At 37.0% G+C, this 12,291-nt stretch carries 15 protein-coding genes; 3 read left to right on the forward strand and 12 right to left on the reverse strand.

The genetic code is table 11. The annotated features are described in order from the left end of the window. Window positions 1-47: 47 nt before the first annotated feature. Together HYU07_07495 and HYU07_07500 are read right to left on the reverse strand one after the other, a co-directional pair. Window positions 48-326: a type II toxin-antitoxin system RelE/ParE family toxin gene (locus HYU07_07495; GenBank protein MBI2130042.1), complete on the reverse strand. Its 279-nt coding sequence runs from the start codon at window positions 324-326 to the stop codon at window positions 48-50. A 6-nt stretch (window positions 327-332) separates the two neighbouring features. Then, window positions 333-584 carry a DUF2683 family protein gene (locus tag HYU07_07500; GenBank protein MBI2130043.1) on the reverse strand — a complete coding sequence of 84 codons (252 nt, stop codon included), beginning with the start codon at window positions 582-584 and terminating at the stop codon, window positions 333-335. Between the two features lie 139 nt (window positions 585-723). Here HYU07_07500 and HYU07_07505 point away from each other — a divergent pair, with 139 nt between their 5' ends. Further along, window positions 724-1,185: a hypothetical protein gene (locus HYU07_07505; GenBank protein MBI2130044.1), complete on the forward strand. Its 462-nt coding sequence runs from the start codon at window positions 724-726 to the stop codon at window positions 1,183-1,185. A gap of 27 nt (window positions 1,186-1,212) precedes the next feature. Here the strand turns inward: HYU07_07505 and HYU07_07510 are convergent, their stop codons facing one another. The 9 genes from HYU07_07510 to HYU07_07550 all read right to left on the reverse strand — a co-directional run bounded on the left by HYU07_07510 (window position 1,213) and on the right by HYU07_07550 (window position 9,432). After that, on the reverse strand, window positions 1,213-2,091 hold the full coding sequence (locus HYU07_07510; GenBank protein ID MBI2130045.1) for a hypothetical protein: 879 nt from the start codon (window positions 2,089-2,091) through the stop codon (window positions 1,213-1,215). Window positions 2,092-2,143: 52 nt separating this feature from the next. Next, entirely contained in the window at window positions 2,144-3,238 is a 1,095-nt protein-coding gene (locus tag HYU07_07515; protein MBI2130046.1) for an HAD-IA family hydrolase, read from the reverse strand. A 19-nt stretch (window positions 3,239-3,257) separates the two neighbouring features. Next, window positions 3,258-3,476, reverse strand: a complete 219-nt coding sequence (locus tag HYU07_07520; protein ID MBI2130047.1) for a hypothetical protein — start codon at window positions 3,474-3,476, stop codon at window positions 3,258-3,260. Window positions 3,477-3,489: 13 nt separating this feature from the next. Continuing rightward, window positions 3,490-5,901 (reverse strand): hypothetical protein, encoded by a 2,412-nt coding sequence (locus HYU07_07525; protein ID MBI2130048.1) that lies wholly within the window; start codon window positions 5,899-5,901, stop codon window positions 3,490-3,492. A 24-nt stretch (window positions 5,902-5,925) separates the two neighbouring features. After that, on the reverse strand, window positions 5,926-6,945 hold the full coding sequence (locus tag HYU07_07530) for a hypothetical protein (protein MBI2130049.1): 1,020 nt from the start codon (window positions 6,943-6,945) through the stop codon (window positions 5,926-5,928). Then, window positions 6,942-7,121, reverse strand: coding sequence for a hypothetical protein (locus HYU07_07535; GenBank protein ID MBI2130050.1), 180 nt, complete (start codon window positions 7,119-7,121; stop codon window positions 6,942-6,944). Before HYU07_07535 ends, HYU07_07530 begins: the two co-directional genes overlap by 4 nt. A gap of 106 nt (window positions 7,122-7,227) precedes the next feature. Beyond that, entirely contained in the window at window positions 7,228-7,959 is a 732-nt protein-coding gene (locus HYU07_07540; GenBank protein MBI2130051.1) for a metallophosphoesterase, read from the reverse strand. Continuing rightward, entirely contained in the window at window positions 7,956-8,618 is a 663-nt protein-coding gene (locus HYU07_07545; protein ID MBI2130052.1) for an endonuclease III, read from the reverse strand. The genes HYU07_07540 and HYU07_07545 overlap by 4 nt, the downstream gene beginning before the upstream one ends. 79 nt (window positions 8,619-8,697) lie before the next feature. After that, window positions 8,698-9,432, reverse strand: a complete 735-nt coding sequence (locus HYU07_07550; GenBank protein ID MBI2130053.1) for a helix-turn-helix domain-containing protein — start codon at window positions 9,430-9,432, stop codon at window positions 8,698-8,700. A gap of 99 nt (window positions 9,433-9,531) precedes the next feature. Between HYU07_07550 and HYU07_07555 the strand changes: the two genes are divergently transcribed. Together HYU07_07555 and HYU07_07560 are read left to right on the forward strand one after the other, a co-directional pair. Then, window positions 9,532-10,935, forward strand: a complete 1,404-nt coding sequence (locus HYU07_07555; GenBank protein MBI2130054.1) for a hypothetical protein — start codon at window positions 9,532-9,534, stop codon at window positions 10,933-10,935. A gap of 73 nt (window positions 10,936-11,008) precedes the next feature. Beyond that, window positions 11,009-11,743 (forward strand): hypothetical protein, encoded by a 735-nt coding sequence (locus HYU07_07560; protein ID MBI2130055.1) that lies wholly within the window; start codon window positions 11,009-11,011, stop codon window positions 11,741-11,743. Window positions 11,744-11,922: 179 nt separating this feature from the next. Here HYU07_07560 and HYU07_07565 read toward each other — a convergent pair. Next, window positions 11,923-12,291, reverse strand: a 369-nt coding sequence (locus HYU07_07565) for an ATP-dependent helicase (GenBank protein ID MBI2130056.1), incomplete at its 5' end; no start/stop codon positions are given.

Consider the following 12,291-nt stretch of genomic DNA (forward strand, 5'->3'; position numbering starts at 1 on the left):
CATCAAATTCTTTATATTGAAGACTTGCATTTTCCAGTTTTTCTTTTTTATTTCTTATATGCTTCATCATGATGCTCCAGTTTCCAGAAATAGATCATGCTCTTTTCCTTATAGACCTTGAACAGCAAAACAAAACTTTTATCAATATGAACCCTTTTGTATTCCTTTAAGTCATATCTGCAATTTTTATACCTGTCTATTGAATTCAGGTCATTGTTTATTGCCTCTTTGACCTTCTTATTCAATGCTTCAGCCCTTATCTTGTCCCTTTTTGACAGCTTTCTTATTAATACCTTTAACTCATCTGAAATGTCAAATTCAAACATAACAATCTAGTCCTCAATGCCGCATAATTTGTCCAATTCCCTTATGGACATTTTTCTTTTGAACTTATGCCTTTTCTCCCATTCTTCGCAGCTTTTGATCATCTCTGCTACAACTTCTTCATTAACCTCTTTCTCTATGAATTCTTCCCCAAACATATCTGCAAATTTGTCAAGGGCTGCTGCCTTGTCTTTTAAGCCAAAAGTTTCCTTGATAACGCCCAAAACCCTGTTTGTGTACTCACTTACCTTTACGTTCATTGATGTACTCATATTACCTCGCCTTAGTTTAAATTAGTTTAAATAAGATTAACTAATTTATAAATTTTTCGTTTTAAACTGCCTTTTCTTTGGTGTAGTGGAGATTAAATATATAAATCAGCCGATATTTTCATTGAATATGCGCAAATTAAGAATACTTAATTCAAAAGAAACTAAGAAGGCATTAGAGTCAATTAAAGATCAATATAACTGCGATATTAAGCTGGATTATGGCTTTTTGGAATCTGACGAGAATAAAATATATTTAATAAACAAGGACATTGCGAAGATTGATCTGAGCAAGCTAAGGCTGAGCAGCGTTGGCCTGTATTTCGGCAGAATCGGTGAAAACGGATTTGAGCCCGGCATTGAAGGCAGCCAATTGATCGGGCCTTGCGCAAGGAAGAATGCTGTTTTATTGAATGATGAAGCAGTGAAGATGTGGCTGAGGGGAGAGGACATAGAGAAAGAAACAAATTGTAAAGGGGTTGTTTTATTAAAGAATGAAGAAAATGATTTTCTGGGATGCGGCAGGGTGAAGGATAAAAGAATAATCAATTTGGTGCCGAAAGAGAGAAGGCTGAAGTCAATAATTGATTAATGTTGTTTTAATTTTTATTCCAATCTTTTATCCNNTTAATTTTTCTTTTTTGATGGTGTACCATGTCTTTTTTTTTTTTTTTATTGTTTGTGAATATTTCATTGTCGGCAACAAGTCTTGATGCATGATCTTGTCAAATTCCCTGTAGTCCAGATTTAAAGAATATGCCAGCATGGAAGTGAGACATTCTTGTCTAAGCTCAACAGGAACTTGTTCTACGAAATGCATAGCGTCATAGATTACAGAATTAATCTCATACGCAGGTTTAGATTCTTTTTCACAATGGTTCTGGATAATATCATAAACGCTTTTTGTTTCTGTTTTTCCAAATAAGTCTAGCAAATTGACAAATCTGGGAAATGCCCCAAACATTTTTTTGGCAACTTCTTTTTTATATTGACCGGTTTCCAATATCTTAAAAAGAGTATTGACAACAAGATCAGTATTCTTTGTGGTTCTAGGAGACTTCAGATAAAGCTTCTTAAGTTTCTCTGTATCAAATCCAACATCAAATAACAAGGAAACATCTTCAAAATCCTTCTCCCTCGGAGAATCGAGCGTTGTTGTCTTGCTTACAGCAACAAAATTTTGGTCCAAGAAATAAATTTCTTCCCCTCTGATATTTGTTGACAAAACATAATCCATTATTTCTTCCTTTGACATGGCTAATGAGCTAAAAATATCTTCAACTTTGCAAGAATGCACCGGGTACTTTCCACTATCTAAACAAACAATGTCAAAATCAGAGATGCTCCTTAAGTGCTGGAACTTTTTCCCGGTTCTTCCTTCATAAAGCATTTGATTCAATCTGACTGCAGTGCCGCCTAAGAAAAAATAGTTGAAATTATTGTCTTCTTTCTGAGGATGTTTCTCAATAAAATCGAGCAATGTGTCGATTGTTTCCATGATTTTTGTTAGCATTTTCTACTATTTAAATCTTTCGGTTTTGTAACCACTTTTAAGTAAAGATATTGAGTATTTCATTAAGATCGGCTACCTCATAGTCTACGTAAGGCGGCTTTTCATGACCTTCGACTTTGCCCCTATTGAGCCATACTGTAACCAAGCCAAGCTTTTTCGCAGGCTCAAGATCAAATGTAGGGCGGTCACCAATCATCACGCACTCTTCAGGCTTTAATTTCAGCTTTTTGAAAAGATAAGTGTAGAATTTCCTGTCAGGCTTTGTTGTATTCACATCCTCTCCTTTGACAATCAGATCAAAAAAGCCATAAATGCCTATTTTCTTAATTCTTTGAATCTTTGTTTCGTCTGGATCAGTAATTATTGCAAGCCGGTATTTTTTCTTTTTTAAATTCTTTAAAACATCCTTTGCATGCTGCATTGGCTTTATTTTCTGGATTATGAACTTCCAATACATCCTATTTAATTTTTCAATTTCGGTTTTTTTGATTTTTAATTTGCCAAATGCTGCTTTCAGCCATAATCTGCGGTCATACAGCCCTGTGTTTTTTTCTTTAAATGCCCTGGAAGTAAAATAGCTGTTTATGTCATGAAGAATTTTTGAAAAATCTCTTATTTTGTATTTTTTAAGAACATACCCGTCGATTTTTTTATGTGAATAATCCCTCGCATTCTTGAATTCCTCTAAAGTATCGTCAAAATCAAAGATAAAGCATTTTATGCTTAAAGGAGTGATTTTTATTCTTATTTTTTGGTTTTTATTCTTAATTTTATTGATAAAGTCCCTGCTTAAATCAATGGCTGCCTTGTTTGCGTTTATCCCAAGCGTTCTTTCAGACAAAAAATCCGATTTTCTGAGCACAATTTCGTGATTGCTGGAAAAACCTTCATTTAAATCGCAAATAACATCTTCTTTCAGGCTATTTGCGCTAATTGTTAGCTTTATTTTCTTAATTCTATTTTTTATTGAAAATTCAATTAATCCCATTAATCCAAAAAAATCAAAATCTGAAGTAACGCCAACAATACAGTCTCCATTTAATGTCAGCTCTTTGTCTTTTGTGAATTCTATTGTTGTTTTGTGCGCTGATAAGATATTTTCATGGCCAAAAGAATTGAAGGCATACTCCATTTTAACTTTTACATTAGCGCTATTTTAAAATGTCTTCAATGGGCTTTTTTGATTTCTTTGCTTCTTCTGCCGCCATCTTTTCCAGATCAACGCCGAGTTCCTTCAAGGCCTTTATATGCATCTGCATCAATTGCTCGACTATCGAAATCAGCTTTGCCAATTCCTGCCTTTCTTTCGCCAGTGTTGTCAATGATCCTTTGTGGAATCCAATCTGCTCTTCCTTGCTTTCCTGCGCCATTAAATCACCTGTTCTATTTCATCCTTAATCTAGCCAATCTTTCAAAAGGGCTATGATCCTTCGTCAGTTCGCTGAGCTTTTTAAAGCTTTCCTTAGCTTCTTCAGCTTTTTCAGTTTTCTCTTCCTTCAAAGGCAATGGCTTCAATTCCTCTCCAGCTTCTTTTTTCTCTTCGAATTCTGTAAACATCTCCTTTCTTTCTTCCTGCTTTTGCTGCATTACCTGCTCGAATGGCCTCAGTTTCAGCAATGGCTGCAATTGTTTTTTTGGCAATGCTACCATTACATTTCTATCAACAACTGCGGGATTCCATCCTGTTTCTATAAGCCTTCTTCTGATTTGATCTTGCGTGAAGCCTTTATTTAAAGTATCGGCGATATACCGCCTTAACTCATTCTCTCTCTGAGTTTCAGCTTTCATCATCTCCTGCTGCTGCAATAATCTTTGCCTCTCAGCAGCTATCTTTTTCTTCCTGCTTTGCTGCTTATAAAAGACAAGGCCGCCTACAGCCGCAGCTCCTAATACAACCACCGCAATTAAGATGTAAAGCAGCGCTTGCCACCATGGCTTTTCTATTTTAGCCGGCTGCTCTGTTATTGGCGTAGGTTGAACATTAATAGCGCATGACTGCTGCTCAGAAGGCTTGCCAGCCAAGTTGTTGCAGTTGTTTGCATCCGTGCATGTCCTTGCTTGTTTTCCTGATGCGCATGTTGACCATGTATTGCACTGCCAGTTTGGAGTGCATGATGGAACTTGCGCTTTGGCGCATGTGCAGTCGGATTTGCAGTTAAGCCCTTTGCACGCCTGATTCTTTGTTCCATCGCATTCCTCTCCTGTGTCAAGGATATTATTTCCGCACTTGTATGCAGGAGCAGTAACTTGGGTGATGCTTAGCGAAACTTCATTTGAAGTTGCAGTTGCTATGCTGTCAGATGCCATGAATGTTATTCTCTCTGTTGTTGCTGCGGTTGTGGCTGGATAGAAGCTGACTACGCCGTCAATTATGCTTATTTTGACTTTAGCGCTTGCTGCTGCTGAATAGGTGAGATGATCGCCATCCGGATCTGTGAAATAATCATTTAGGTTCATTGCATTTGTTTTGTTCCCGGTTATGGTTTGGTCTGGAACAGGCATCACCAGTATTGGAGGGCTATTGATGACTGGAGCGCTGATTGTCCATGTTTGCGATACCTCGGATAAGCCATCTGTTATTACCAGCTTTACTGTATGAGTTCCAGATGTAACATTATACCGCATTGATTGCTCAGCTGAAAGATCCATAGTGTCATCTTTCACCCATCTCTGGCTTGGAATTGTGCCGTCTGGGTCATAAGCTGTGAAATTAAAGAATATCATTGTCCCTTTTGTTGTGTTTATTGTTGTGTTTTGAGGGGTGAAGTTGGTTATAACAGGAGGCCTGTTTGTGTCAACTATTGTGAATGATATTATTTCATAATCTATTGCTTGCCCATCTGAGACTGAAATGTTGATTGAATAAGTTCCGTTTTGGCTTGATGCAGGTGTGAAGTTAATTATTCCGCCTGCTATACTGAATAGCGTTGTGTTTGCGCTGAATGCAAGGCTGCTGCTGTCCTCGTCTGTTGCGTTCATCCTTCGCGTGAATAGCTGATTGGCAATCGCTGTCAAAGAGCCTATTGCCCCTAAAACAGGAGGATCGTTTGTGGCGTTTACAATAATATTTATGTTTGCAGAGCTGTTCAAGATGCCGTCTGAAACTGTGAGCTTTATCGATTCATTTACTGGAAGAGTGTAGTTGAATGTCAATATGTTCCCATTTACTTTCACCTTGCTGGAATTTGTTGTTAATGTTAATGGATCGTTGTCTGGGTCGCTTATGTATTGCGCTAAATTCAAAGGCCATAATGAATCTTCAGGAACTGTTTGCTGGAGCTGCAAGCCTGAAATTATTGGCTGCCCGTTGCCTCTCCTGCAGCATATTTTTTCAGAATAAGCATTGCAGTCGCCAATATGGGCGTTTGTATTGTTTGATATTGAGGCAATGCACTCATAACTTCCCGTGCATGCAGCTGCATAAGCGCAGACAAGATTGCCGAAGCATACATCTGAGTAAGCTGCTGTTGTCATGTTATTTTTCTCGGCATGCGCATTATCCGAGCCAGAAAGCCTTATGACTGTGTTGGAACCTGCGCAGCTGTGGCCTGATGAAGCAGTGTAGCATACTTTATTTGCATATGTCAGGCTATTCCACAAACCAGCATGGCCGCCAGTTAGCTCGTCCATTTTAAGAATGGTGTTGTTGTCAGAGCACGATGCTGTTATTTCAAATGCCTTGCCTGTTGAGCCAAAATCGAATATGTTTATTGCAGCATACCCGAATATCAAGACGAACAATATAACTAAAGCTATGTAATACAGTTGGCTTTTTGATCTTTGGTTTTTATTCATATTTTTGCTACTGCATTAAGCTATTCACGAGCAGGCTGTTGCGCTCCTGTATATTTGTCCATCTGCATTAACGCAAGCATATGCATTGCCAGAGCCTGCTAAGTTAGTTATTCTTATATCTCCAGCAACTTCTAATTTAACAGCAGGGCTTGTTGTCCCGATGCCGACATTGCCTGCAAAATACGCCCCACCTAACCCATTAATTTCAGCAAGCAATGGTGTCTCTCCACCGCCATACGCTTCAAGAAATTTGTTATTATAGGCATCATTCTGAATCAGATATAAAAGAGTTTCTCCGCCTCCTGTTTTGTCTATTTTTATGCCTCTGCCTTCGGCGCTGTTAATCTGAATGTTAGGATTAGGATTGCCGCCACTGCTTATCTCAAGTTTTCCTCCTGTTGGACTTGTCCCAATGCCGACATTGCCGTTTTGGTCTATTGTCATCCTGATTTGTGCACTTCCCCCAGATGAACGAGTTTGTAAATACAGGGGCATCCCTTCTGCATCTTGAATTAGACCAGCTCCGCCATTGGAATACAATCTAATATTTGCAGCCCCCACCCTAATCTCTCCACCACTAACATCCAACTTCGCACTCGGACTCGCTGTCCCGATGCCGACATTGCCGTTTGTTAACATAGTTACTTTGGGAGAAAATATGCCTGTTGTATCAATCCCAAGTTGTATCCCAGTTGAGCCTGCTGCTGAAGCAATTGTCAAATAATCATTACCTGTTCTTGCCCCTTGAATATACTTCTCTGTTGTGCCGCTTCTTGAGAGAAGCAGTTTTCCAATATTATCCTCTATTGCTAAATCTCCGCCAGAAACCGATAGCTTTGCAAGTGGCCCAGTTGTCCCGATGCCGACATTGTTATTAGAGACAGTTAAAGTTCCAGCAATCGTCCCTTCTCCTATTTCGCTGGCAGCATGGCCTGGATTTGGAATTGATGCCTGCGCTATTGCGATTCCAACTATGAAAACAAAAACAACAAATCCCAATACACAGTATAAGTATTTTTTTGTTATGTTTATTTCTAATTTCATTTCAATCTGCCTCCTGTTTTATTTTTTTCTTTGTTTTGAACTTCAATTATAAATGAAGAAACAGAATTGTCTTTGAAGATTACAATTGTGCCTTTCTGCCAGCCTTTAAGCTCAGCCAGCCGTTTGGGTATTGTAATCATCAGCTGGCCGTTTGGGAACTGTTGTATCTTCACCATATTAATATTTTAAATAATATTAAGTATAATTTTTTAATTATTTTTATGATTATTTTATTTATTAATATTTAAATGTTTGCATTTTGCAGAAGTTCGGGGTATTATCTCATCTGATGTTCTTTAGCTTGTCAAAGGAGTACAGCCTGTCAGCAACAACATAAACTTCAAAACTACCAAGACTTTGCTGCAGGAAAGGGCTCAATAATTTCTCCTTCAGCATGTCTGTTCCCTCTGCAACCAAATTGAAAGATGGCTGCGCAATCAACGTTTTATTTTTGTATTTGCCTTTCAGAAAGCATTTAAATGTTTCTGAGCGGCCGCCTTCTTTCAAAGAAACAGCAGGATGCTCGTGTGAAATGATCAGTATCTTGGCTTTTTTAATTAAGTTTTCAATATTTTTATTAATTTTATCGCCGTGAATAATCAAAACATCTTCAACTTTTAAAGAACCAACTATTTCCAAATTCCTTTTATCTGCTATGGGCCCCAGTATCGTGTCATGATTGCCTTTAATCAGGATAATCTCTTTGCAATGCTTATTTAAAAAATCCAGCAGCTTTAATGTGTCCCTCCATTCCTGATCTGATATTGTGCCGAACTCGTGCTTTAGGTCGCCATTGATTATTATTTTATTAATTTCTTTTTTATTCTTTTTAAGCTCCAGAAAAATCCTTTCCAATCTTTCAAGTGTTTCTTTTAATTGGAATCTGGGCAATAAAATTCCTTCCTTGTTCAATGCTTCTTCATATCCAATATGGAAATCCGCAAATACCAGGGTCTTTTCTTTACTAAGATAAAGCGCAAGATCAAAGATTTCAACATTGTTTGCTATTTTCATCTGCTTCTCTTCACACCTATTCTCGGGCAATATCTGCTTATCAGGCATTTTGAGCAGAATGGAGAGACTGGAACGCATATATTCTGCCCGAATTGGACAAAAAGCTCGTTTAAGTCATACCAGTATTTTTTTGGGATTATTTTTTCAAGCTCTATTTGGGTTTTTTCCGGTGTTTTTGCATTTACCCATCCAAGCCTATTGGAAATCTGATGAACGTGCGTATCAACGGGAATGCGGTCTGGCTTATTGTATCCGTAAACAACAACGATTGAGGCTGTTTTCGGCCCAACACCCTTTAATTTTATCAGCTCATCAAATGTATCTGGAACTTTACTTTTATATTCTTTGATTAAAACCCTGCAGATTTCTTTTATCCTTTTTGCCTTTGTCCTGTAAAATCCTACGGGGTAGATCAATTTTTCAATCTTCTTAGCTGATAATTTTAATATTTTCTCGGGGGTGTTGTATTTTTTCAATAATTTAATAGAAGCCCTTGCTGTTGTTTCATCTTTTGTCCTTAACGACAATAAGCAGGAAATCAGTGTTGTAAAAGGATCGCGGACTATCCTGCCCCATTCCGAGACAAAAGGGTGCTTCCAGCTTTTGGATTCTTTTTTCAATAATTGCATTATAATGCCGATGTTTTTTGTTTCAGCCATTTTAACCTCTTATAAAATTACCCTAATTTGTTAGCGTAATAACAGTTCCTTTAAATCTTTCTGTTTTATAGATGAAATATTACTTTCTATTGCTTATTTTCCAGAACCAGTTAAAGAATTCTTTAAACCTGTCTGCAATTTCTTTATTGTGCACTAAAATGCCAAAGGGGAAATCTTTTGTCCACAGAGTAATTGCCAGTTTATCGCCATAAATATAGATATGCGACGGCGTTTCCATGCCTTTAGGCAGATACCTTAATTCGCACTGGTCAAATTTTAATAGTTCTGCTCCTCTTTTTCTTCCTTCTGGCGTGTCATTCATTAAAAACCTTGAATAGACCTTGGCTTTAGCTCTTTCTATTTCCCATTTATCAATAAAATATGGCAGAACTAAAGTTGTCTTTCCAGAAGTCCAGTCTAAAAATTCTCTCGGTTTTGTTTTTATAACATCATTCAATATAGTTTTCAACCCTTCTTTTCCTTCATACAGCTCTACTACTGGTTTTTTTGTTTTATGTTTCGCTAGCTCCAAAAGCTGGGGCATAATATTTTGCAAGCTTAATTCTTTCTCCCTTAAAAAATCCATTAGCTTGCCAGGATTCACAGCTCTGAAATATCTTCTATTATTTTTGATAATATTGCTGGCTAGTCCTTTATCAACTAATTTAGCTAAAGTATCATATATGTGCGGCCTTGAAATCTTGCTTTTTTCAGCGATATCGGAAGCTAAAGCTTCCTCTTGCTCCAGCAACAATAAATAAACATCTGCTTCGTTGTTGCTTAAGCCCATATTTGTTAAAGCCGTTCTATCCATAAGCAATGGAAATCCTTCCTCATATTTAAATTTTTTTCTTTTATTGTACTAAAAAGTACAACAAATATTTAAATAGATTATAACTATATAGTGGTTAATATGACTAAAAAATACGATGCCTATCTGGGAATCTTGCCAGACAACCATTTTGCGCCAATCCAGTCAGACAGGATTACCGCTCCTTTAGGCCAGCTTGTAATAGCTTCTTATGCTAAAGAGAGGATTTCTGGTTTGGAAGCAATGGCGTTTAACTGTATGAAAACTAATGAAAAAACAATGGAGCAAATCGTAGATGATTTCTTAGCAGCTGGAAAAAAGGTTGCTGTAGGTTTAACATTAATCACAGGTAATGCTGATAATGCGTTTAATTTGGCAAAAAAATTAAATGAAAAGGGAGTTGATGTTTATATTGGTGGTCCGGAAACAACGCAGATTGGCAAAGAAATTCTTGAAAATAGGCACTATATAAAAGCAGCCATATTCGGGGCAGGAGAAAAAATAATTGCCCGAATTTTAGAAGGCAATCCATTAAAATTCATTCCTAACCTGGCCTATGAGGAAAAAGAAGGCAAAATTCTAGAAACAAAGAAAGACCCATCAACTGTAAAATTAGACTTTGAAAATATTAAAGTCGATTATGGATTATTATTTGACTTATTGAAACATGAAGGCGTTTCCTATTTGTTTGGCAATGACTGCCAAAATGCCAAAGAGAGATGCTATTTTTGTGGCAGAATTTCATTGGGTTTTGGCTATAGAAACCCAGAACAGGTATGGAAAGAAATCGAATTTTTATATAGGGCGGGGATAAGGGAATTTTATAACACAATGGATAATTCTGGTGTTGATATAAAAAAGCTAAGGAAATTTGCAGAATTAAAGCCCTCATGGTTAAAAGAAGGCTATCACAGGACTTTTATTAATGCCCAAAACGTAAATGGAGAAGCAGTTTCTTACCTTAAAAAGATAGGCGTAATAGCCGCCATTGGCTTGGAAAATTTTCAGTTAATGCAGGCTGTGGGAAAAGGCTCAACTGACGTGCTAGATAATCTAAAATCTCTACTTTACCTAAGAGAAGCGCAAATTCCTGTTTTCCTCAGCATGGTTATTGGTATTCCGGGGGAAACAGAAGCCACATTAGAAAGAAACAAGGAATGGATCTGGTACACATTCAAGGACTATGGCCAAATAATTAGTCAATTTTTGATATCTCCTCTCATGGTTACAACGGGCTCTAAAGCTTACTATGAGCTAATGAAAGTTCCAGAAATGGCTGTAAAATATTCTAAACTGCAAAAACCATACGACTCAACTGAGATGTCCAAAGACTATTTTGATCATTTTTGCTCTATTCCAAGAGAAAAGGCATTAGGTTGCATCAAGGAGGTATATGAAATGATAAAACAGCTTAGCCCTTCCACAACTGTAAGCGGACATATGCCGAAAATTGAAGCTGATATTAAAGGAATTACTTTTGAAGAAAAAGAAAAAACAATAAAATGAACGTGATATAGGCAATTCAAAAAAGGAGAAGCATAAGAAAATATCAACCAAAACAAATTGTAATGTGAATAAAATGAAAAAACAACTTGAAATATTGGTTGTTGAAGATCAGCCAGAATGTATTGAAGCTGCTAAAAAAGCACTTAGTACAAAAAAAGGAGTAAACGCACAGTATGCTAGTGATTATTTCGAAGCTATTCAAAGAAGTAGAGATAAAAGATATCATGGAGCATTAATTGATTTGTATTTTCCTGAAAAAGCTAATAGTAGTACTAAAATACTGGTTAGATCATCTTTACCAGAATGGGAAAAAGCATGCGAAGAATGGGGAGGAATTATTCCAACAGCATATTCGTACCTTATGAAAGAAATAACAAGTAATGATGAATCAGAACAACCTTTAGGGTTTTTGCTTGGAAAAGAATTAAAGGCTAATGGAATCCCTTTAGTAATAGTTTCTACAGCAGAATATGGTCATGGTTCTGATGACAATCCTTTTTATGCCCTAAGAGTCGGTGCTCTAAAAATTTTTGATTTAAAAGAAGAATTTGAAGGGAATGGTATAATGCAGGCTATTACAGAAGATGTGTATGAAAAAGTAGTCCGTGAGCAGGGTAAAAAAATAGAGAATCTGAAGAGAGAACTTTATAATGCGGTAATTTGTAAACAACCATATACAGAATGGATAGATGATCTTGACGACGTAAGAATAGTAGAATGTGCAATAAAGTATGGTGTATTAAAACCAATAAAGGGCATAAAAACATATAAAAGGGCTTTTGAGGCACTGAAAGAGAAGTTGAAATAATTTTATTTTTTCTTTTAAGACACCGATCTCTTTTTATTGTTTCTCAAACTTTTAATTTGACTATTTTTAACCAAACAAATATGAACCTGTCTGTACTATTTGTGTAGGTTACCCAGCAGAATCCCCAAAAGCCAGATCCAGAAAGCCTTTGGATGAAATAATATACAAAATAATCTAACTCACTCATTTTTCTTCAGTGCTATCTTCGCCATCACCATCTGGTGCATCCTCTTCAGAAACTCCATCCTGTCCTCCATCTTCAGGACATCTGTATAGCCCTGTATGATCAGATTGAATGCAAAAGGGCTTGGCACAGTTGTTGTTATCTCTTCAACTTTTATTTTCCCGTCATTTATCTGATCAATCACAAGCTTTGCATTCCTGACATCCATCAGATCCTCTAAAACTTCACGTCTTGCTTCCTTCAATATCGGGAAATTATTGCTTATTCTTTTTAATGCGGACATCAGGATCATGGAGCTGACCTGCTGCCTTCCTACTCTTTTCTGGCGGCCTTTATAGTTTCTCAGTATCATCAAAGCGCGAGC

The sequence above is a fragment of the Candidatus Woesearchaeota archaeon genome (genome assembly GCA_016180285.1).
In the GTDB taxonomy this organism is placed as follows: Archaea; Nanobdellota; Nanobdellia; order Woesearchaeales; family JACPBO01; genus JACPBO01.